The sequence below is a fragment of the Cupriavidus sp. FW305-F7 genome (assembly GCF_058782875.1).
Genome location: NZ_JBYSYC010000049.1, coordinates 28,545 through 49,702, shown reverse-complemented (window position 1 = coordinate 49,702; position 21,158 = coordinate 28,545). Strand labels below are relative to the sequence as shown.

General features: G+C 67.2%; 15 protein-coding genes and 2 tRNA genes. 12 read left to right on the top strand and 5 right to left on the bottom strand.

Translation table 11 applies throughout. The annotated features are described in order from the left end of the window. Positions 1-151: 151 nt before the first annotated feature. Positions 152-784 (top strand): response regulator transcription factor, encoded by a 633-nt coding sequence (locus tag AC3WL8_RS32895; protein ID WP_010813074.1) that lies wholly within the window; start codon positions 152-154, stop codon positions 782-784. A gap of 102 nt (positions 785-886) precedes the next feature. On the opposite strand, the gene AC3WL8_RS32890 is transcribed toward AC3WL8_RS32895, so the two are convergent. Then, complete coding sequence (locus AC3WL8_RS32890) at positions 887-1,567, bottom strand: hypothetical protein (protein ID WP_153955936.1); 681 nt, start codon at positions 1,565-1,567, stop codon at positions 887-889. 160 nt (positions 1,568-1,727) lie between these two features. On the opposite strand from AC3WL8_RS32890, the gene folD reads away from it, so the two are divergent. From folD to AC3WL8_RS32865, 5 genes are all read left to right on the top strand, one after another. Beyond that, entirely contained in the window at positions 1,728-2,579 is an 852-nt protein-coding gene (gene folD, locus AC3WL8_RS32885; RefSeq protein WP_013956386.1) for a bifunctional methylenetetrahydrofolate dehydrogenase/methenyltetrahydrofolate cyclohydrolase FolD, read from the top strand. Positions 2,580-2,682: 103 nt separating this feature from the next. After that, the gene (locus AC3WL8_RS32880) at positions 2,683-4,767 is read left to right on the top strand and encodes a M3 family metallopeptidase (RefSeq protein WP_013956385.1); all 2,085 of its coding nucleotides are present in this window, start codon (positions 2,683-2,685) and stop codon (positions 4,765-4,767) included. Continuing rightward, positions 4,764-5,594 (top strand): exodeoxyribonuclease III, encoded by an 831-nt coding sequence (gene xth, locus AC3WL8_RS32875; protein WP_153955935.1) that lies wholly within the window; start codon positions 4,764-4,766, stop codon positions 5,592-5,594. Before AC3WL8_RS32880 ends, xth begins: the two co-directional genes overlap by 4 nt. Positions 5,595-5,680: 86 nt before the next feature. After that, positions 5,681-6,199: a homoprotocatechuate degradation operon regulator HpaR gene (gene hpaR, locus AC3WL8_RS32870; RefSeq protein WP_211980966.1), complete on the top strand. Its 519-nt coding sequence runs from the start codon at positions 5,681-5,683 to the stop codon at positions 6,197-6,199. A gap of 19 nt (positions 6,200-6,218) precedes the next feature. Next, positions 6,219-8,009: a SulP family inorganic anion transporter gene (locus AC3WL8_RS32865; protein WP_492379699.1), complete on the top strand. Its 1,791-nt coding sequence runs from the start codon at positions 6,219-6,221 to the stop codon at positions 8,007-8,009. Positions 8,010-8,230: 221 nt separating this feature from the next. On the opposite strand, the gene AC3WL8_RS32860 is transcribed toward AC3WL8_RS32865, so the two are convergent. Beyond that, entirely contained in the window at positions 8,231-8,494 is a 264-nt protein-coding gene (locus tag AC3WL8_RS32860) for a DUF1488 family protein (protein WP_010813081.1), read from the bottom strand. Between the two features lie 226 nt (positions 8,495-8,720). Between AC3WL8_RS32860 and AC3WL8_RS32855 the strand changes: the two genes are divergently transcribed. After that, positions 8,721-8,796, top strand: a tRNA-Lys gene (locus tag AC3WL8_RS32855). Positions 8,797-8,911: 115 nt separating this feature from the next. On the opposite strand, the gene AC3WL8_RS32850 is transcribed toward AC3WL8_RS32855, so the two are convergent. Both AC3WL8_RS32850 and AC3WL8_RS32845 read right to left on the bottom strand, forming a co-directional pair. Next, positions 8,912-10,300, bottom strand: a complete 1,389-nt coding sequence (locus AC3WL8_RS32850; protein WP_211980964.1) for an 8-oxoguanine deaminase — start codon at positions 10,298-10,300, stop codon at positions 8,912-8,914. A gap of 133 nt (positions 10,301-10,433) precedes the next feature. Continuing rightward, positions 10,434-11,342: a LysR family transcriptional regulator gene (locus AC3WL8_RS32845; protein WP_153955931.1), complete on the bottom strand. Its 909-nt coding sequence runs from the start codon at positions 11,340-11,342 to the stop codon at positions 10,434-10,436. Between the two features lie 147 nt (positions 11,343-11,489). Here AC3WL8_RS32845 and AC3WL8_RS32840 point away from each other — a divergent pair. The 3 genes from AC3WL8_RS32840 (at position 11,490) to AC3WL8_RS32830 (ending at position 13,562) form a co-directional block, all read left to right on the top strand. Beyond that, a tRNA-Lys gene (locus tag AC3WL8_RS32840) sits at positions 11,490-11,565 on the top strand. Between the two features lie 339 nt (positions 11,566-11,904). Continuing rightward, positions 11,905-12,885, top strand: a complete 981-nt coding sequence (locus AC3WL8_RS32835; RefSeq protein WP_013956378.1) for a Bug family tripartite tricarboxylate transporter substrate binding protein — start codon at positions 11,905-11,907, stop codon at positions 12,883-12,885. Between the two features lie 317 nt (positions 12,886-13,202). Further along, positions 13,203-13,562, top strand: a complete 360-nt coding sequence (locus AC3WL8_RS32830; protein ID WP_114130423.1) for a hypothetical protein — start codon at positions 13,203-13,205, stop codon at positions 13,560-13,562. Positions 13,563-13,643: 81 nt separating this feature from the next. Here the strand turns inward: AC3WL8_RS32830 and scpC are convergent, their stop codons facing one another. Then, the gene (gene scpC / locus AC3WL8_RS32825) at positions 13,644-15,161 is read right to left on the bottom strand and encodes a succinyl-CoA:acetate CoA-transferase ScpC (RefSeq protein WP_013956375.1); all 1,518 of its coding nucleotides are present in this window, start codon (positions 15,159-15,161) and stop codon (positions 13,644-13,646) included. 396 nt (positions 15,162-15,557) lie between these two features. Between scpC and AC3WL8_RS32820 the strand changes: the two genes are divergently transcribed. Continuing rightward, positions 15,558-16,112 (top strand): MarR family transcriptional regulator, encoded by a 555-nt coding sequence (locus AC3WL8_RS32820; protein ID WP_153955930.1) that lies wholly within the window; start codon positions 15,558-15,560, stop codon positions 16,110-16,112. A gap of 168 nt (positions 16,113-16,280) precedes the next feature. Beyond that, positions 16,281-21,137, top strand: coding sequence for an NAD-glutamate dehydrogenase (locus tag AC3WL8_RS32815; RefSeq protein WP_211980963.1), 4,857 nt, complete (start codon positions 16,281-16,283; stop codon positions 21,135-21,137). Positions 21,138-21,158: the final 21 nt, after the last annotated feature.

Sequence of the window (21,158 nt, the reverse complement as noted above, 5' to 3'; positions counted from 1 at the left end):
TTGCCGGGGCCTTCGCGCCCGGGCGTACCCAAGGATTCCAGAAAAAGCCGGCCCGCCCCGTTTCCCCACGGATGTGGGGGGCCTGTCTCGCCACAGAGGGCCGCTGCCGGTTACACTTCGCAGCAATGAATTGTTGTCCCGAGGAGACTACATGACCGCAACGCCAAACCCCACGCCCCACCGCGGCGAGACCGTGTTCATCGTCGACGACGATGAAGCCATGCGCGACTCGCTGACCTGGCTGCTGGAGGGCAATGGCTATCAGGTGCGCAGCTTCACCAGCGCCGAGCAGTTCCTCGCCGCCTACGATGCCAGCCAGGTGTCGTGCCTGATTCTCGACGTGCGCATGCCCGGCATGAGCGGCCCGGAGTTGCAGGAGCGCATGCTGGCCGAGCAGATCGACATTCCCATCGTCTTTATCACCGGCCACGGCGACGTGCCGATGGCGGTGTCGACGATGAAGCGCGGCGCCATCGACTTCATCGAAAAGCCCTTCGACGAGTCCGAGTTGCGCGCACTGGTCGAGCGCATGCTGACCAAGGCCCGCACCGACCATTCCGCCGCACGCGAGCAGCGCGCCGCCAAGGACCTGCTGGGCAAGCTGACCACGCGCGAACAGCAGGTGCTGGAGCGCATCGTGGCCGGCCGCCTGAACAAGCAGATCGCCGACGACCTGGGCATTTCCATCAAGACCGTGGAGGCGCACCGCGCCAACATCATGGAAAAGCTCAACGTCAACACCGTCGCCGACCTGCTGCGCCTGGCGCTGTCGCGCAACAGCTGAGCGGCCGGCGCCTGCCTCCGCCTGACCCGGTGCGGCCCGCGGCCGCACCGGCTGCCCTCTCCGCGCGCCGTCCGGCGCCGCCTCTGCATCCCCTCAGTCCCGTCAGCGGTCCAGGTATTCCTCGTCCCGGAACGTGACGACCCATTGTGGCCGATAGACCACAAAAATCGCCACCAGCATGCCGGTCAGGAAGGCCTCGCCAAAGGCCAGGATGACGGCTGCCGTCAGGGTTTCGGCAACGCTCCATGGCAGGCCCGGCGCCGTCAGGTGGCGCCAGCCGGCTTCCGCCGCACTGGCGCCCAGCGCGGCCAGCCCGGCCGTGAAATAGCCGTGCCCCAGGATAAAAACGAACGGATGGCGTGGCAGCAGGCGCCGCATCATTGCCTGCAGCGCCGCGGAGATCAGCGCCGGCAGCAGCGCCAGCCAGACGTAGCGCACCCACAGCGAGGGCCAGTCGAACTGGGCCCAGCCATGCCCGGCCAGGTATTCGAGCCCGAACAGCGACACCACGTCCACCACGAACAGCGACAGCAGCGCCAGCGGCAGCCCGAACAGCGTCACCATCAGCGTGGCGCCGAGCAGCTGGATCACCAGCCCGCCGACCAGCGTGGCGCGCAACGTCCACAGCAGCGCCACCAGCACCATCGCACCCAGCCAGGCGTTCTGCAGCGCATTGCGCCGCAACAGCTGCCAGGGCCGGCGCGTCAGCGCCCACAGCAGTGCCGCCAGGGACAGCAACAGCAGCAAGGGGTGGGACAGCAGGGACGGCAGCGCGGTGTGCATGCGGCCGATGCTACCAGCGCTGCCCCCGCTCGGCCCTTGCACCCGGTCAAGCTCCGTGCGGCAAGCCCCACGCAACCTTTATAATTCCGCCTTTAGCCCAACCCGCGCTCCGGCGCGCGGCGGCACCTCCACCTCCCGGCCACGAACCCGCCCAGCCTCCATGCCTGCCCACCTGATCGACGGCAACGCCCTTGCCAAACAAATCCGCTCCGAAGCCGCCCTGCGCGCCGCCCGCCTGACTGAGCGTGGTCACCGGCCCGGCCTGGCCGTGATCCTGGTCGGCGAGGACCCGGCCAGCCAGGTCTACGTCCGCAACAAGGTCAAGGCCTGCCAGGACAACGGCTTCCATTCCTCACTCGACCGCTACCCGGCCGACCTGTCGGAGGCGGAACTGCTGGCCCGCATCGAGGCACTAAACCAGGACCCCAACATCCACGGCATCCTGGTGCAGCTGCCCTTGCCCAAGCATATCGACAGCCACAAGGTGCTTGAAGCCATCGCGCCGGAAAAGGATGTCGACGGCTTCCACGTGGCCAATGCCGGTGCGCTGATGACCGGAGCCCCGCTGTTCCGCCCCTGCACGCCCTACGGCTGCATGAAGATGCTGGAATCGGTCCAGTTCCCGCTGCGCGGCGCGCGCGCCGTGGTGGTGGGCGCCTCCAATATTGTCGGCAAGCCGATGGCGATGCTGCTGCTGCAGGCCGGCGCCACCGTCACCATCTGCAACAGCAAGACGCGCGACATCGGCGCCCACACCCGCGACGCGGATGTGGTGGTGGCCGCGGTCGGCAAGCGCAACCTGATCACCGCCGACATGGTCAAACCGGGCGCGGTGGTGATCGACGTGGGCATGAACCGCGACGACAACGGCAAGCTGTGCGGCGACGTCGACTTTGCCGGCGTGCGTGAAGTCGCCGGCTACATCACGCCGGTGCCGGGCGGGGTCGGGCCGATGACCATCACCATGCTGCTGGTCAATACGCTGGAAGCCGCCGAGCGCGCCGCCGGCTGAGGCCGCGCGTACGATACGCCACCCGGGGCTCTGGAAAATCCAGCGCCCCGGCCCCATCTGCGGGAATATTGCCCGATCGAGGCCAGCCAACCGAGAACACGCCATGGACCAAGCCGCCAACGCTACCAATCCTCTGCTGGACTTTTCCGACCTGCCCCGCTTTGCAGAAATCCGGCCCGAGCACATCAGCCCGGCGCTGGACGTGCTGCTGGAACGCGCCCAGCAGGCCGTCGCCCGAGCCGAAGATCCGGCCACGCCCGCCGACTGGGCCAGCGCCGTGCAGGCGCTGGAAGCGGCCACCGAGCCGCTGGGCCGCGCCTGGGGCGTAGTCAGTCACCTGAGCGCCGTGGCCGATACGCCCGAACTGCGCCGCGCGCACGCCGAGAACCTGCCGCGCATGACCGAGTTCTGGTCCTCGCTCGGCCAGAGCCTGGCGCTGTACGACAAGTACAAGGCGCTGGCCGCCAGCCCGGAGTTCGCCGGCATGAGCGCGGCGCGCCACCAGCTGATCGAAAACGAACTGCGCGGCTTCCGCCTGGGCGGTGCCGAGCTGCCTGAGGACAAGAAGCCGCGCTTCGCCGAGATCCAGGAGCAGCAGGCCCAGCTGTCCAAGGCCTTCTCCGACCACGTGCTGGATGCCACCAACGCCTACGCGCTGCATGTCGAGGACGAGGCCCGCCTGTCCGGCCTGCCCGACGACGCCAAGGAAGCCGCCCGCCATGCCGCAGAGAAGGATGGCAAGGCCGGCTGGAAATTCACCCTGCACTTTCCGTCCTACTTCCCGGTGCTGCAGTACGCGGACGACCGCGCGCTGCGCCAGACCCTGTACGAAGCCAACGTCACGCGCGCCTCGGAACTGGGCCCGCAGCATGGCCAGGGCCAGGCCGACTGGGACAACACCGCCAATATGCGCGAGCAGCTGGCCCTGCGCCGCGAAGAGGCGCAGATGCTCGGCTACCAGTGCTACGGCGAAGTCTCGCTGGTGCCGAAGATGGCCGAATCGCCGGCCGAGGTGTTGAAGTTCCTCGACGAGCTCGCCGTCAAGGCGCGCCCCTATGCCGAGAAGGACTGGGCCGAGATGAAGGCCTTCGCCGCAGCAGAGCTGGGGCTGCCTGAACTGGCTCCGTGGGATGTCGCCTATGCCTCGGAGAAGCTGCGCCAGCAGCGCTATGCGTTCTCCGAGCAAGAGGTCAAGCAGTACTTCCCAGAGGCGAAGGTGCTCGAGGGCCTGTTCGGCGTGGTGCAGAAGCTGTTCTCGGTGCGCATCGAGCCCGAGCAGGCGCAGACCTGGCACAAGGACGCACGCTTCTTCCGCGTCACCACCGCCGACGGCACGCTGCTGGCCCAGTTCTACATCGACCTGTACGCGCGCGAAGGCAAGCGCGGCGGCGCCTGGATGGACGACGCGCGCGGCCGCAAGGTGCTGGAGCAAGGCGGCGTGCAGACGCCGGTGGCCTACCTGACCTGCAACTTCTCCGCGCCGGTGGGCGGCAAGCCCGCGCTGTTCACGCACGATGAAGTGATCACCCTGTTCCATGAGTTCGGCCATGGCCTGCACCACATGCTGACGCAGGTGGGCGAGCTGGGCGTGTCGGGCATCAACGGCGTGGAATGGGATGCGGTGGAACTGCCGTCGCAGTTCATGGAGAATTTCTGCTGGGAGTATGAGGTGCTGACCGGCATGACGCAGCACATCGACACCGGCGCGCCGCTGCCGCGCGCGCTGTTTGACCGCATGCTGGCGGCCAAGAACTTCCAGAACGGCATGATGACACTGCGCCAGATCGTGTTCTCGTCGTTCGACATGCACCTGCACACCGACTTCGACCCGGCCGGCGCCACCTCGGTGCTGGACCTGTCGCGCCAGATCAACGACCGCGTGCACGTGGTGCCGCAGCATCCGCTGTCGCGCTGGCCGAACACCTTCAGCCATATCTTCGCCGGCGGCTATGCGGCGGGCTACTACAGCTACAAGTGGGCCGAGGTGCTGTCGGCCGACGTGTACGCAGCGTTCGAAGAGGCCGCGCAGCTGTCGGGCAGCGTGCTCGACAGCGAGACCGGTGCGCGCTACCAGCGCGAGATCCTGTCGGTCGGCGGCAGCCGTCCGGCGATGGACTCGTTTGTCGCATTCCGCGGCCGCGCGCCGCAGATCGACGCGCTGCTGCGCCACGGCGGGATGGCAGCATGAGCGCCGCCGCCCTGCCCGCCAGCGGCCCGCTTCGCATTGCCAGCTGGAACGTCAACTCGCTCAAGGTGCGCCTGCCGCAGGTGCTGCAATGGCTGGCCGAGCAGGACCAGGCCGGCGCGCCGATCGACGCGCTGTGCCTGCAGGAACTGAAGCTGCCGGACGACAAGTACCCGCTGGCCGAGCTGGAGAACGCGGGCTTCCACAGCATCTACACCGGGCAGAAGACATACAACGGCGTGGCCATCCTCGCCCGCGACGACAGCATGCCCGGCCCCGCCGACGTGGTGCGCAACATCCCCGGCTTCGAGGACGCGCAGCAGCGCGTGATCGCGGCCACGTACGGCGACGTGCGGCTGGTCTGCGCCTACTTTCCCAACGGGCAGGCGCTGGACTCGGACAAGTTCGTCTACAAGCTCAAGTGGCTGGATGCGATGACGGCCTGGCTGCGCGAAGAGATGAAGCGCTACCCGAAGCTGGCGCTGCTGGGCGACTTCAATATCGCGCCGGAAGACCGCGACGTGCACGACCCCAAGAAATGGGAAGGCCAGAACCTGGTCTCGCCACAGGAGCGCGCTGCATTCGCCGCCCTGGTGGAACTCGGCCTGGCGGATGCGTTCCGCCAGTTCGAGCAGCCCGAGAAGGCCTTCTCGTGGTGGGACTACCGCATGATGGCATTCCGCCGCAATGCGGGCCTGCGCATTGACCACATCCTGCTGTCGCCGGCATTGACCAGCGGCTGCAGCGCCTGCGTGATCGACCGCGTGCCGCGCACGTGGGAGCAGCCGTCGGACCACACGCCGGTGGTGGCCACACTCAGCTGCGGCTGAACGCGCCGCTGGCGCCGCGCGCAGGTTCAGGCAAGTCCGGACAAGCCCCGCTCGCCGCGCGGCGCCGCGCCCGCTACACTGCGGGCATGAGCCACACCAGCCAGGCCATGTTCCGCCACCGCAACCTTCCTCACCTGCTGCTGCAAGCGCGCGAGACATTGCTGGCCGGCTTTCGCCCGATCTTGCGGCAGTTCGGCATCACCGAGCAGCAATGGCGCGTGATGCGCACGCTCAACGAGCACGAGCCGATGGAGCCGAACCAGCTGGCCGATGCCTGCCTGATCCTGAGCCCCAGCCTGACCCGCATGCTGTGCGGCATGGAAGACGCCGGGCTGGTCGAACGGACCCGCTCTGCCACCGACCAGCGCCGCCAGCTGGTCAGCCTGACGCCGTCGGCGCGCGCCATCATCATGCAAATGGAGCCGCTGGTCGATGCACGCTACCAGGAGCTGGCGCAGCGGCTCGGCCCCGAGCGTCTGACCGAGGTCTACCGCGCGCTCGACGCCATGCTGGCCGGCCTGGCGCCGCAGCCGAACCTGCCCGAATCCACCTCGCCCGAATCCGTTGCCTCGCCACCGCCCGGGCGCGGCGGCGAGGCCGGCTAAGCCTGCTCCTTCATTGCCAATGCCCGCGTCCCATCCCGGATCACTCCTGCCGCGCCTGTTCCCATGGAGCCAGCGCGTCGACAAGACCACGCTGCGCACCGACCTGGTGGCCGGCCTGCTCGGCGCCGTGCTGGTGCTGCCGCAGGGCGTGGCCTTCGCCACGCTGGCCGGCCTGCCGCCGCAATACGGCATCTACAGCGCGGTGGTGCCGTGCATCGTGGCGGCGCTGTTCGGTTCGAGCTGGCACGTGATGTCGGGGCCGACCAACGCCAATTCGCTGGCATTGTTCGCGATGCTGAGCCCGCTTGCGTTTGCCGGCAGCCCGGCCTATATCGGGCTGGCGCTGGCGGTCACCATCGTGGTGGGCGTGATCCAGCTCGCCGTGGGGACGTTGCGGCTCGGCACGCTGGCCAACTTTATCTCGCCGTCGGTGCTGCTCGGCTTCACCTGCGGCGCCGCGACGCTGATCGGCCTGTATGCGCTCAAGGACCTGTTCGGGCTGGCGGTGCCGACCGGCACCAGTGCGTTCGGCGTGCTGCGCCACCTGTTCGAGAACATCGACACCATCAACTGGGGCGCGGCCACCGTAGGCGCGGTCACGCTGGTGGTGACGCTGCTGTGCAAGCGGCTGTGGCGGCGGCTGCCGTTCATGTTGCTGGGGCTGCTGGCCGGCTATGGCGTGGCGCTGCTGCTGAACCAGTCCGGCGCGGGTGGCGCCCACCATGTCAACGTGGTCGGGCCGATCCCGTCGGCGATGCCGCGCTTCCACCTTCCCGATGTCGACTGGCGCAAGCTGCCCGACCTGCTTGGCATTGCCTCGGCGCTGACCATCGTCGCGCTGGGCCAGTCGATCTCGATCGCCAAGGCGGTGGCGCTGCGCTCGGGCCAGCATATCGACGCCAACCGCGAGTTCATTGGCCAGGGTCTGTCCAATATCGCGGGCGGCTTCTTCTCTGGCTATATCTCGTGCGGCTCGCTCAACCGCTCGGTGCCGAACTTCGAAGCCGGCGCGCGCACGCCGCTGGCCAGCGTGTTCTCGGCGCTGTGGCTGGTGGCGCTGGTGGCCGTCAGCTCCCCGCTGCTGGCACAGATCCCGATGGCGGCGATCGCCGCGATGCTGCTGCTGGTGGCGTGGGGCCTGCTCGACACCGCGCGGCTGCGCCGCATCTTCACGCTCAGCCGCACGGAATTCGCCATTTCCATCGGCACCTTCGCCGCCACGCTGGTGATCCGGCTGGAGATGGCGGTGCTGCTCGGCACCGTGCTGTCGCTGGTGGCCTACCTGTACCGCACGTCGCGGCCTGCCGTGCGCAGCCTGGTGCCCGACGCCGACGATCCCGGCCGGCGCTTCACGCCGCTGGACGAACTGCGCCGCCCGCAGCCGGAATGCCCGCAACTGAAACTGCTGCGCATGGAAGGCGCGATCTACTTCGGCGCCGTGCAGTACGTGACGGATCGCCTGCACTGGTTGCGCACGGTCAACGCCGGCCAGACGCACCTGCTGGCGATGACCAAGAGCATGAACTTCATCGACCTGGCCGGTGCCGAGATGTGGGAAAACGAGCTCGCCGAACGGCGCGCGCTGGGCGGCGATCTGTACTTCCACCGCCCGCGCACGCAGGTGCTGCAGACCTGGGCGCAGACCGGCTTTACCAACAAGCTCGGGGCCGACCATATCTTCCCGACCAAGCGGCAGGCGCTGCACACGATCGTCGAGCAGCTTTCGCCGGACATCTGCGCGCAATGCACCGTGCGGATCTTTGAAGAGTGCGCGTCACGGCCTGGCGCCGCGGCCCCGGCAGCACAATGAACTGAAGCACCGGCGCGTCGGCATGAGCGGCGGCCGCACACCAGCGTTCAAGCCACAATACGGCTGCAGGAAAACCAGGAAACTGAAACGGGAAAACCGGGAGATTGCCTGTGCCGGCGTTGCCGGCTTGGCACGCAAGGCCGGACGGCCCTACGTCTGGGAACCTGACAACAGATGGGCGCCCGCGGCATGCCGGGGGCTGGCCGGGGCATCCATCCGCATCAGATCGGCGCCACGTGGGCGCGCTTGACGACGATTGGCTGGGGCGCGCCCTGCTCGATCAGCACCACGGCGGCGCGTTCGATGGTTTCGCGACCGGCACGGAATGCCTCTTCCAGCGACAGTACCTGGTCGGCACTGAAGCCTTCCCACAGTGCTTCGCGTGTCACCACGCAAGTCACCTTCTCGCCATTGACAAGTGCCTGGAACAGCAAGCCTTCATTATTGATGTCGTAGCGCTCTTGCTCTTGGAATTTGATTTCCATCGGTGCAGCCCTCCATATGCAAGTGGAGAAACATCCTAACATGGCTCCGGCAAAATCGTATGGATAGAGCCCATGCGAATGCGCTCATTGCGAAGACCATCGCGGCCGTCTTTGAGTTCCATCCGCGCGTATGTGTGGCTCCCGGTCACAACGACGGGGGGTGTTCCGGCAAGTGCATCAAACATTTGACAGCGCCGAAAATCATGCTAGAATCTCGTTCTTCGTTGGGGCGTTAGCTCAGTTGGTAGAGCAGCGGACTCTTAATCCGTAGGTCGAGTGTTCGAGTCACTCACGCCCCACCACCGAATACAGAAAGGCCGGAAGCAGCAATGCTTCCGGCCTTTTGCTTTGTGCGCTTGCTTGATTGGCTAATCTGCTGTGGCACAGGCACATGCCCACGCCACGGCGGTCCCTGCATCAGGCGCCCTGGCTGGCCCGCTCGAACAGCGTACGCGCCAGCGCGCGATGACGCAGCAGTACGTTGGGCAGGTCGGCCGTCAGCAGTGCACCGTCGCGCACCACTTCCCTGCCGTTGATCACGCTCGCCGCGACGTTGGCCGGCGTGCAGAACACCAGCGCCGCCACCGGGTCATGGCCAGCGCCGGCAAAGCCGACCTGCGACATGTCGAAGGCGACAAAATCCGCCGACATGCCCGGCGCCAGCGCGCCGATATCGTCGCGGTTGAGCACGCGCGCGCCACCCAGCGTGGCAATCTCCAGCGCCTCGCGCGCGCTCATTGCGGCCGGCCCGTAGCCAACGCGCTGCAGCAGCATGGCCTGGCGCGCCTCGCCCAGCATATGCGCGCCGTCGTTCGAGGCGCTGCCGTCCACGCCCAGGCCCACCGGCACGCCGGCATCGCGCATGGCGCGCACCGGCGCAATGCCGGACGCCAGCCGCATGTTCGAGCACGGACAATGCGCCACGCCGGTCCCGGTGCGGGCAAACAGTGCGATGCCCTCGTCGTCCAGCTTGACGCAGTGCGCATGCCACACATCGTGGCCGACCCAGCCCAGGTCCTCGGCATACTGGGCCGGCGTCAGGCCGAATCTCTCACGCGAGTAGGCAATGTCGTTGTCGTTCTCGGCAAGGTGCGTGTGCAGCGACACGCCATAGTGCCGCGCCATGTTGGCCGACTCGCGCATCAGGTCGCGCGACACCGAAAACGGCGAGCACGGCGCCAGCACCACGCGCAGCATCGCGTGGCGCGCACTGTCGTGGTACTGCTCCACCAGCCGCTGGCTGTCGCGCAGGATGGCGGCTTCCTCTTCCACCACCACATCCGGCGGCAGGCCGCCCTTGCTGCGGCCCACGCTCATCGAGCCGCGCGCGGCGTGGAAGCGCATGCCCATCTCCTGCGCCGCGGCAATCGAGTCATCCAGGCGCGAGCCGTTCGGGAACAGGTAGAGGTGGTCGCTGGTGGTGGTGCAGCCCGACAGCATCAACTCGGCTATCGCGGTCTTGGTCGACACCGCGATCATTTCCGGCGTCAGGTGCGACCACAGCATGTACAGGTTGGTCAGCCACGAGAACAGCTCGGCATCCTGCGCCGCCGGCACCGCGCGCGTCAGGCACTGGTACATGTGGTGGTGGGTGTTGACCAGCCCGGGCGTGACCACGCGGCCGCGCATGTCGAGCACCTGCGCGCTGCCGTCATCGACCATGCGCCGGTACTGCGGCGGCAGTTCCGAGGTGGGGCCGACCCACTGCACGGCGGGGCCTTCGGCAACCAGGGCGCCGTCGCGGATCTCGCGGCGTTGCGCGTCCATGGTGACCAGCACGTCGGCGTTCAGGGCAATCAGGGTCATGGCGGAATTCCTTCTGCAAAGCGAATTGGGGGACTGGATGGCCGCCAGTCTACGGCGGCGAGGTGCCATCCCCCAAGCGCAGAATTCCGATCAACCTGTCCACAAAAAGTGGACACCTGCGGCACCCTGTTGCTCAGCGCGCCTGCGCGAACAACACCGCCAGCGCGTCGCCGATGCGCTCGGCCATCAGCTCGGCTGCGGCGCTGAGCGGGCCACGGGCGCGCGCCACCAGTGTCAGCGTCTGGCCCTGCAGGTGGCGGTCGCGCAGCGGCACATAGACCAGCGCCTGGCGGGCGCGCTCTTCCATCACATCGAGCGGGTTCAGCAGCGCGATGCCGGTGCCCAGCATCACCAGTTGCCGGATCAGCGCGGTCGAGGTGGACTCCGCCACCGGCGAGACCTCGATTGCATTGCGGGCAAAGGCCGCGTCAAGGATGGCGCGGATCGATAGCGAGGGCGCCGGCAGGATCAGCGGATAGCCGACGCATTCGCTCAGCAGCGCCGATTGCCGGGCCGCCAGCGCATGGCCCGGCGGCACCACCGCGCCGATCTGCCAGTCGCTGGTGGCCAGCGCGCGGAAGGCAGGCAGCTCAGGCAGGTCATAGCCAAGGCCCAGGTCGGCGTCGCCCTGCTCCACCGCCGCGATAATGTCGGCCACCGGCAGGTCGGCGACGCGCACCACGATGCCCGGATAGCGCTGGCGGAAGTCATGCACCAGCGACGGCATCAGCGAGCCCGCCAGGCCGGCCGTGACCGCCACGGTGACCTCGCCGCGGCGCGCGCCTTTGAAGTCCTCGATGCGCTCGCGCAGCGCGTCGTGCTCGCGCAGCGTCTGGCGCACGTGGGCCAGCACCATCTCGCCCAGCGGCGTCAGCCGCAGCCGCTTGTTGATGCGCTCGAACAGCGGCGCGCCCAGTTCCGCCTCCAGATCCAGGATCTGGCGGTTGACCGCGGTCGGCGCCACATGCAGGTGCTCGGCCGCCTTGCGGATCGAACCGCGGCGGACGACCTCGTCGAGATAGCGCAGGACTCTGGCATGCATGGGCTGGGCAAGCTGGTGGATCGGAACCACCGCGCGGGATGCGCGCGGTGGCCTGGCATTGTAGCGGCCAGTGCAGCCTGGCTCGCAGAAATTGCGCGAAGGCTATTGCGTCTTATCCGATACCTTGCTACAATCTTTTTCTTCGTTGGGGCGTTAGCTCAGTTGGTAGAGCAGCGGACTCTTAATCCGTAGGTCGAGTGTTCGAGTCACTCACGCCCCACCAGCGAATTCAGGAAAAGCCGGAAGCGTTGCTTCCGGCTTTTTTCATTTCCGCCGCCCGGCTTCTGCGCGCGGTCGGCATGGCTGCCGCTTTCTTGATACGCGGGTTCTCACCAATTCCCCTGCGCCCGCTTTCCCGGTTGAATCGCATCCGCGCACATTGTGGAACATGGTTCCGTATCGCGGAACTATCGCAAGGTGCCGGCCGTCGCCGCATCCCGGCACGGCCTGGTCATGCCAGCGCGGGGATCCGTGACAGCGCGGGGCGCAGACGAAAGGTCGCGCCCGAAGAAACGCCTGCAGCCCGCCTGGCAAATCAGTGAAAGAAGAACGGAGGCACTCCTTGAAAGCAGTTATCAACGCCGGCGCAGCCACCTGCATCGCCGCCCTTGGCCTGGCCCACGCCGGCCTGGCCCAGGCCCAGTCCTACCCCAACAAGCCGATCCGCCTGATCGTTCCGTTCGCGGCCGGCGGCACCACCGACATCGTCGCGCGCGCGGTCTCCGACGGCCTCGGCCGCGAGCTGGGACAGCCGGTGGTGGTGGAAAACCGCGGCGGCGGCGGCGGCGCGATCGGCGCCGACGCGCTCGCCAAGTCCGCCCCGGACGGCTACACGCTGGGCATCGCCACCGTCAGCACGATGGCGACCAACCCCGCCACCAACCCCAAGAACCCGTACGACCCGCTCAAGGACTTCGCGCCGATCACCAACCTGGTCAACGTGCCGAACGTGCTGACGGTCAATCCGAAGGTGCCGGCCAAGACCCTGAAGGAATTCGTCGCGATGCTGAAGGCCAACCCCGGCAAGTACAGCTACGCCTCGGCCGGCAAGGGCAGCATTTCGCATCTGGACGGCGAGCTGTTCAAGGACATCACCAAGACCGACATGGTCCATATCCCCTACCGCGGATCGGGCCCTGCGCTGAATGACACGCTGGCCGGCCAGGTCAACGCGCAGTTCGACAACCTGCCGTCGTCGATGCCGCATATCCAGGCCGGCAAGCTGCGCGCGCTGGCAGTGGCGGCGCCCAAGCGGGTCGAGGGCCTGCCTGACGTGCCGACCTTTGCCGAAGCCGGCATGAAGGACATGAACAACATGGCCTGGTACGGCCTGGTGGCCCCGGCCGGCACGCCGGCGGCAATCATCACGCGCGTGCATGATGCCGCGGTCAAGGCGCTGCAGGACCCGAACGTCAAGCGCCGCCTGGCCGACAGCGGTGCCTACACCGACGGCAACACCCCGGCGCAGTACGCCGCCCAAATCAAGCGCGAACTGGACCTGCGCAAGAAGATCGCACGCGACCAGAACATCACACTGGAATAACCGGACGGCGAAACCGTCCCGCGAGGGTCATGACCGGCTGCCACCTGGCAGCCGTTTTTTTATGGCTGGCCGTTGAAAATGGGCCATGGGGCACCCACATCTATCTAAAGAGCGTTGCATTTGATCCGGCGCAGTACGCAGGCAACGCCATGGGTGTTCAATACTTGTAAAAGAAATTTTCACTTTGCGGACAAGCGCTGACTCGGTACATTTACCGGGTGTTCCGCCATATGTGCCCGGCCGTCACCGGCCAAGCTCGGCCCTAAAACCGGATTCGCGCAGGCGCTGCGCGACCGTCAATCGCGAGGATAAGCAAGATGCTGAAGAAGACCGTTTCGACCCTGATCGTTGCAGCACTGGCCGCGCTGGGCGCGACGCAGGTCTATGCGCAGAAGAACTACACTGACGGCGGCGATCTCTACGGTGGCAGCCACACCAAGAAAGCCAGCCCGAACCAGAACCCGGCCAAGTCCGGCAAGTTCGACCCGTACACCGATGGCGCCAAGCAATCGACCAAGTCGGACCTGACCAACTCGGGCAAGAAGTTCGATCCGAACACGGATGGCGCCAAGGCCGGCAAGTTCGATCCGTACACCGACGGCGCCAAGGCCGGCAAGGCTGATCCGTATACCGACGGCGCCAAGGCACCCGCCAGCCAGGGCGGCAAGGCGCAGTAAGCCTGCCCCGCCGCCAACCGGCGGCACCAAGGCAGACAGCCCGCTTGCGCGGGCTGTTTTGCTTTCTGGCGGAGGCAGCGCTCAGGCTGCCATCGCCTGGGCCGGGTGCGCGGGCTGCATGGTGCCGCGGTCGCGGAAGCCGACATGCCAGGACAGCGCCTCTTCCAGCAGGTGCGGGGTCTGGCCACCATGGGCGCTGGCGCGCCGGAAGTAGTCGCCCAGCAGCTCGCGGTATTGCGGGTCGGCACAGTTGGCGATGAGCGTGCGCGCGCGTTCGCGCGGCGCCAGGCCGCGCAAGTCGGCCAGGCCGTGCTCGGTGACGATGATGTCGACGTCGTGCTCGGTATGGTCCACGTGCGCCACCATCGGCACGATGCTGGAGATATCGCCGCCCTTGGCCACCGACTTGGTCACGAATACCGACAGGTGCGCATTGCGCGCAAAATCCCCGGAGCCGCCGATGCCGTTCATCATGTGCGTGCCCCCCACATGCGTGGAGTTGACGTTGCCGTAGATGTCGCACTCCAGCGCCGTATTGATGGTGATCAGCCCGAGCCGGCGCAGGATCTCCGGATGGTTGCTGATCTCCTGCGGACGCAGCACCAGGCGCGAGCGATAGCGGTCCAGGTTCGACAGGAAGCGCTGGTACACCTCGCGCGTCAGCGTCACCGAAGAGGCCGAGGCAAACGCCAGGCGCCCCGCATCCAGAAGTTCGATGGTGCTGTCCTGCAGCACCTCGGAATACATCTGCAGGTCGCGGAACGGTGAATCGACCATGCCGTGCAACACCGCGTTTGCAATGGTGCCAATGCCCGCCTGCAGCGGCTGCAGCGAGGGCGAGAGCCTGCCGGCGCGGACTTCGCGCAGCAGGAAATCGTTGAGATGGCCGGCGATATTGCGCGTATCGGCATCCGGCGGCAGCGCGTTGGACGGGCTGTCGTCCTTGGCGGTGATGACGATGGCCGCGATCTTCTCGGGATCGATGGGGATATACGGCAGGCCAATGCGCTGCTCGGGCGCGATCAGCGGGATCGGCTGGCGGTAGGGACGCTGCACCGGGAAGTAGATGTCGTGCAGCCCTTCCAGCTCCAGCGGCATGTTCAGGTTGATCTCGACGATCACCTTGCGCGCCAGCATGGCGAAGCTGGCCGAGTTGCCGACCGAGGTGCTGGGGATGATGCCGCCCTGCTCGGTGATCGCCACCGCTTCCACCACCGCAACGTCCACCGGCGCGATCTGGCCGGAGCGCAGTTGCTCCACGGTCTCGGACAGGTGCTGGTCGATGAACATCACTTCGCCGGCGTTGATCTTGCGGCGCAGCGTGGCGTCAGACTGAAACGGCAGGCGGCGCGCAATCACGTCGGCCTCTGCCAGTACCCGGTCGATATCGTTGCCCAGCGAGGCGCCGGTCATCAGGGTGATGCGCAGTGGCTCGGTTGCCGCCCGCCGCGCCAGCGCAAACGGGACTTCCTTGCAGTCGCCCGCGCGCGTGAAGCCGCTCATGCCTACCGTCATGCCGTCGCGGATCAGCGCGGCGGCTTCGTCGGCCGAGACAACCTTGTCGTGCAGCCTGGCCAGGCGAATGCGTTCCTTGTACATCCTTATCTCCGGTCTGGCGGCCGGGCCCGTGCCCGCGCCGCGCGCCCCGTGCTGGCCTGAAGGCTCGTTGGCGGGGGTCTCCGGCAGGCAGTGTAGCCAGCCGCATACATTCTGGCTGTGATTTAAAATCATAGTATCCAGTCGCTTTATTCATAGCTAAAAGAATGCTGGGAGACGTGCGGGCCACTATGTCCCTGTGATGCCACAGGGCATTCCCTCGCTGTCACATTGCCGGCAAAGGATTCTGGTAGTGTCTGCCCCATCGGTCGACCGTGCCCCGCCAGAGAGGTTGCGGCGTCCGTGCCGCCCGGGCCGGCCATGCTCCGGCCCCTGGTATCTGTGAGACGGATGCCAGCGCATCGCAGTGGCGGCAAACCAAAACAGGAGACGCCATTCATGCAGCCAAGACCCCTCGAACCCAGCGAGCCGGTTGTCCTTGCCCTGGTTGATGCCGTAACCGCCTGGCAAAGTGCGTTGGAACAGACGCTGTGCGCCTCTGGCCTGAACTACGCCCAGTGGCTTCTGTTGCGGGCCATCCGCCAGGATGCCTTCGTGCGCGGCTCGCCCTTGACCGGCCCGATGCCGATCGATGTCGCGCGTTCCGAGACGATGCTGGATGAACTGCAGCGCGACGGCTGGATCGAGTACGCAGACACCCAGGCGCCCCGCATTGCAGATAGCGCAGCCAGCCGGCTGCAGCGCACCGCGCAGGCCCTCAGCGCGCTGCACAGCGTGTCAGTGGCGGCGTTCAGTTCGCAAGAGCGTGTTGCGCTGGGCTCCCTGCTGGAGCGGATGAAGACCACGCTGAGCGACCACACCACGCGCCAGGTTCGCGCGGGCACCCAAGCCGCCCGGCAGGAGACAGCTGCCGCGCCCCCGCATTGCCCCGGCCTGCCGCCGGTCGCCCACCGCCCCACCACCTGCCCCACCCTCGCCGCCACGCGCCTCTGAGCGCCGCGCAAGCCGCTCCCGCGGGCAGCAGCGGGAGCCGACCCTTTTCTTCACGCGTCATCCTCATACCCGCCACTTTTCTTGCGCCGGGCATGCGGTTTTTTCCTAAAGTATGAGCATGCCCCGGCACATGCTGCGGGCCGCCCATCGACACCGCGAGGAGGGATCATGCCGCAGGAGAACGAAGACAAGGTCGCGCACCTGCTGGACGAACTGTCCAGCTTCGCGCGCGAGCGGCTGCCGGCGGCGATGTTCGCCGTGGTCGAGCCCTTCCTGCTGCACTACTACGACCAGGCCGACGCCGAAGACTTGCTCCAGCACGACGTCGACGATCTCTACGGCGCCGTGATGGCGCACTGGCAGACCGCACAGAAATTCACGCCCGGCAATGCGCGCATCCGCGTCTACAACCCCAACCTGGAAGAGCACGGCTGGCACTCGGACCACACCGTGGTCGAGATCGTCAATGACGACATGCCCTTCCTGGTCGACTCGGTGACGGTGGAGATCAACCGGCAGGGACTGGCGCTGCACTCGGCGATCCATCCCGTGTTCCGGGTCTGGCGCGACGCGCGCGGCGGCATCGAGCGGATCGCCAAGGGCGGCGCCGGCGAAGCCGGGGACAGCTCGCGCCTGGAGTCCTTTATCCACTTCGAGATCGACCGCAGCGGCGAGGCCGCGCGGCTGGAGGCGCTACGCAGCTGCATTGCGCAGGTGCTGGTCGACGTGCGCGCGGCGGTGGAAGACTGGCCGAAGATGTGCGACATCACCCAGACCACCATCAGCGCCATGGCGCAGGCGCCCGACGCGGCCGCGCCGGAAAGCGCCGAAGCGCGCGCCTTCCTGGACTGGATGATGGATGACCACTTCACCTTCCTCGGCCAGCGTGACTACCAGCTGGTGTCGCAGGACGGGCGCTACTTCCTGCGGGGCGTGCCGGGCTCGGGCGCGGGCATCCTGCGCGAAAGCCTGCGCGAGCCCGATACCGAAGACCTCACGCTGCTGCCCGCCGCGGCCACCGCGATCATCGAAGGGGCTTCGCCGATCTTCCTGACCAAGGCCAACTCGCGCGCCACCGTGCACCGGCCGGGCTATCTCGACTATGTCGGCGTCAAGCTGCTCGATGACAAGGGGCAGCTGTTCGGCGAGCGGCGCTTTGTCGGCCTGTACACCTCGACTGCCTACATGGCGCCGATCGCGGAAATCCCGCTGGTGCGGCTCAAGTGCGCCAATATCCTGGCGCGCGCGGGCTTCCTCGCCAAGGGGCACCTGTACAAGTCGATGGTGACCATCCTTGAGCAATACCCGCGCGATGAACTGTTCCAGGCCACCGAGGATGAACTGTTCGATATCACCACCGGCATCCTGCGGCTGCAGGAACACCAGCGCACCCGGCTCTTTGTACGGCGCGACCGCTTCGACCGCTTTGTCTCGTGCCTGGTGTTCGTGCCGCGCGACAAGTACAACACCGACCTGCGCCAGAAGATCCAGAAGCTGCTGACCGCGGCCTTCCACGGCACCAGCTGCGAGTTCACGCCGCTGCTGTCCGAGTCGCCGCTGGCGCGCATCCAGCTGACCGTGCGCGGCGAGCCCGGCACCATGCCGCACGTTGATACGCGCGAGCTGGAGGCGCGCATCGTGCACGCCAGCCGCCGCTGGCAGGACGATCTCGCCGAAGCCTTGCATGAAAGCCATGGCGAAGAGCAAGGCAACCGGCTGCTGCAGCGCTATGGCGGCTCGTTCCCCGCCGGCTACCGTGAGGACTATCCGGCCCGCACCGCGGTGCGCGATATCGAGCTGATGGAGCACGCGCTGCGCGGCAACGGCATGGCGATGAACCTGTACCGGCCGATCGAGGCCGCGCCGGGGGTGTTCCGCTTCAAGGTGTACCGTGCCGGCGAGCCGATCGCGCTGTCGCACAGCCTGCCCATGCTGGAGCACCTGGGCGTGCGCGTGGATGAAGAGCGCCCCTACCTGATCGAACCCGACAGCGGCACGCCGGTATGGGTGCACGACTTCGGGCTGGAGATTGCGGACAGCGGCGGCGCGGCGGAATTCGATATCGCGCGCGTCAAGGCATTGTTCGAGGATGCCTTCGCGCGCGCCTGGCACGGCGAGATCGAGAACGACGACTTCAACCGCCTGGTGCTGCGCGCCGAGCTGGCCGCGCGCGACGTCACCATCCTGCGCGCCTATGCTCGCTACCTGCGCCAGGTCGGCTCGACCTTCAGCGACGCCTATATCGAGCGCGCACTGACCGGCAACGCGGCCATTGCCGCCATGCTGGTCGGCCTGTTCGTTGCGCGCTTCGACACCTTCAGCGAGGTCGCCACCGACACCGCTCGCCAGGCGCGCTGCGACAAGCTGCTGGCCGATATCGGCGCGGCGCTGGACAAGGTGCCCAACCTGGACGAGGACCGCATCCTGCGGCTCTTCCTGGGCGTGATCAACGCCACCGTGCGCACCAACTATTTCCACCGTGGCGAGGAAGGCCAGCCGCGCCCGTATGTGTCGTTCAAGTTCAATCCCGCGCTGGTCCCCGGCCTGCCCGAGCCGCGCCCGATGTTCGAGATCTGGGTCTACTCGCCGCGCGTTGAGGGCGTGCACCTGCGCGGCGGGCGCGTGGCCCGCGGCGGACTGCGCTGGTCAGACCGGCGCGAGGACTTCCGCACGGAAGTGCTGGGACTGATGAAGGCGCAGATGGTCAAGAACACGGTGATCGTGCCCGTGGGCTCCAAGGGCGGCTTCGTGGTCAAGCGCCCGCCCCCGCCCACCGACCGCGATGCTTTCCTGCAGGAGGGCATTGCCTGCTACCAGACCTTCCTGCGCGGGCTGCTGGACCTGACCGACAACCTCGTCGGCGGCCAGCTGGTGCCGCCTCCCGAGGTGGTGCGCCACGACGACAACGACCCCTACCTGGTGGTCGCAGCCGACAAGGGCACCGCGACGTTCTCCGATTTCGCCAACGCGATCTCGGCCGAATACGGCTTCTGGCTGGGCGATGCCTTTGCGTCCGGGGGCTCGGTCGGATATGACCACAAGAAGATGGGCATTACCGCGCGCGGTGCGTGGGAATCGGTCAAACGGCATTTCCGCGAGATGGGTGTCGATATCCAGACCACGGACTTCACCGTGGCCGGCATCGGCGACATGTCGGGCGACGTGTTCGGCAACGGCATGCTGCTGTCGCCGCATATCCGGCTGGTGGCGGCTTTCGACCACCGGCATATCTTCCTCGATCCCGACCCGGACACGGCAAGGAGCCTGCAGGAACGCACGCGGCTGTTCGGCCTGCCCCGCTCCAGCTGGGCCGACTACGACGCCACGCTGATCTCCGCCGGCGGCGGCATCTATCCGCGCAGCGCCAAGACCATCCCGCTGTCGCCGCAGGTGCAGGCAGTGCTGGGGGTCACGGCAGCCACACTGTCGCCGGCCGAGCTGATCCACGCCATCCTGATGGCGCCGGTCGACCTGCTCTACAACGGCGGCATCGGCACCTACGTCAAGTCCAGCCAGGAAACCCACCTGCAGGCCGGCGACCGCACCAACGACGCGGTGCGCGTCAATGGCAACGACCTGCGCTGCAAGGTGGTCGGCGAAGGCGGCAACCTCGGCTTCACCCAGCTGGGCCGCATCGAGTTCGCGCGCAACGGCGGTCGCATCAACACCGATGCCATCGACAACTCGGCCGGGGTGGATTGCTCGGACCACGAGGTCAATATCAAGATCCTGCTCGGACTGGTGGTTGCCGACGGCGAAATGACCGAGAAGCAGCGCAACAAGCTGCTGGCCGAGATGACCGACGAGGTCGGCCTGCTGGTGCTGCAGGACAACTACTACCAGACCCAGGCACTGTCCGTGGCCGGGCGCAGCAGCCCCGCGCTGCTCGACGGCGAGGCGCGCCTGGTGCGCTGGCTGGAGCGCGCCGGGCGGCTCAACCGCCCGCTGGAGTTCCTGCCTTCGGAGGAGGAAATCGCCGAGCGCAAGCTGGCCGATGAAGGCCTCGCATCGCCCGAACGTGCGGTGCTGCTTGCCTACAGCAAGATGTGGCTGTACGACGAACTGCTGGCCTCCGACGTGCCGGAAGACGCGCTGGTTGCCGGACTGCTGTCGGACTATTTCCCGGTTCCGCTGCGCCAGCGTTACGCCGACGCGATGCAGCGCCACCCGCTGCGACGCGAGATCCTGTCGACGCACCTGACCAATATGCTGGTCAATCGCATCGGCGCCACCTTCGTGCACCGGATCATGGAAGAGACCGACGCACGCCCGGCCGATATCGTGCGCGCCTGCCTGATCGCACGCGATGTCTTCGGCCTGACCACCCTGTGGCAGGAGATCGATGCGCTGGACAACCGTGTGGCCGATGCCGAGCAGGCGCGCATGTTCGGGGCCGTGGCGCTGCTGCTGGAGCGCGCGTGCCTGTGGTTCATCCGCTATCTGCGTAGCGGCAGCAAGGCCGCCGAGGATCTGGCGCGCTTTGCCCAGGCAGCGCAATGGCTGGCACCGCAACTGCCGCGGCTGCTGCCACCGGCCGATGCGACGGCGCTGTCAGAGCGCACCCGCGCCTTGACGGATGCGGGGGTCGACGAAGCGCTGGCCGTGCGCGTGGCCGGCAGCGAGATCTCCGCTGCCGCGCTCGATATCGCCGAAGTGGCCACCGCGTGCGAACGCAGCCTGGACCTGGTGGCGGGGGTTTATTTCGCGCTGGACAGCCACCTGAGCTTCAGCTGGCTGCGCGAGCGCGCGCTGGCGCTGCCATCGGACACGCACTGGGATCTGCTGGCACGCACCACCACGCTGGAAGACCTGGGGCGGCTCAAGCGCGCACTGACCGTCAGCGTGCTGACACAGGCGGGTGAACTGGATACGCCCGAAGCCATGATCGATGCGTGGCGGTCCAGCCGTCATGGCGCGCTGGAACGCTTTACGCGCATGCTGGCCGACCAGCGCGCCTCGGGGGCTGCTGGGCTGTCGATGCTGTCGGTCGCGGTGCGCGAAATCGGTATGCTGGAACGCGCATAGAGCGGCGCTGTCCAGCCGGGG

What these genes read in the sequence shown, in the direction of transcription:
- AC3WL8_RS32895 (WP_010813074.1), top strand. Translation starts at nt 152, where the DNA reads ATGACCGCAACGCCAAACCCCACGCCCCACCGCGGCGAGACCGTGTTC.
- AC3WL8_RS32890 (WP_153955936.1), bottom strand. Translation starts at nt 1,567, where the DNA reads ATGCACACCGCGCTGCCGTCCCTGCTGTCCCACCCCTTGCTGCTGTTG.
- folD (WP_013956386.1), top strand. Translation starts at nt 1,728, where the DNA reads ATGCCTGCCCACCTGATCGACGGCAACGCCCTTGCCAAACAAATCCGC.
- AC3WL8_RS32880 (WP_013956385.1), top strand. Translation starts at nt 2,683, where the DNA reads ATGGACCAAGCCGCCAACGCTACCAATCCTCTGCTGGACTTTTCCGAC.
- xth (WP_153955935.1), top strand. Translation starts at nt 4,764, where the DNA reads ATGAGCGCCGCCGCCCTGCCCGCCAGCGGCCCGCTTCGCATTGCCAGC.
- hpaR (WP_211980966.1), top strand. Translation starts at nt 5,681, where the DNA reads ATGAGCCACACCAGCCAGGCCATGTTCCGCCACCGCAACCTTCCTCAC.
- AC3WL8_RS32865 (WP_492379699.1), top strand. Translation starts at nt 6,219, where the DNA reads ATGCCCGCGTCCCATCCCGGATCACTCCTGCCGCGCCTGTTCCCATGG.
- AC3WL8_RS32860 (WP_010813081.1), bottom strand. Translation starts at nt 8,494, where the DNA reads ATGGAAATCAAATTCCAAGAGCAAGAGCGCTACGACATCAATAATGAA.
- AC3WL8_RS32850 (WP_211980964.1), bottom strand. Translation starts at nt 10,300, where the DNA reads ATGACCCTGATTGCCCTGAACGCCGACGTGCTGGTCACCATGGACGCG.
- AC3WL8_RS32845 (WP_153955931.1), bottom strand. Translation starts at nt 11,342, where the DNA reads ATGCATGCCAGAGTCCTGCGCTATCTCGACGAGGTCGTCCGCCGCGGT.
- AC3WL8_RS32830 (WP_114130423.1), top strand. Translation starts at nt 13,203, where the DNA reads ATGCTGAAGAAGACCGTTTCGACCCTGATCGTTGCAGCACTGGCCGCG.
- scpC (WP_013956375.1), bottom strand. Translation starts at nt 15,161, where the DNA reads ATGTACAAGGAACGCATTCGCCTGGCCAGGCTGCACGACAAGGTTGTC.
- AC3WL8_RS32820 (WP_153955930.1), top strand. Translation starts at nt 15,558, where the DNA reads ATGCAGCCAAGACCCCTCGAACCCAGCGAGCCGGTTGTCCTTGCCCTG.
- AC3WL8_RS32815 (WP_211980963.1), top strand. Translation starts at nt 16,281, where the DNA reads ATGCCGCAGGAGAACGAAGACAAGGTCGCGCACCTGCTGGACGAACTG.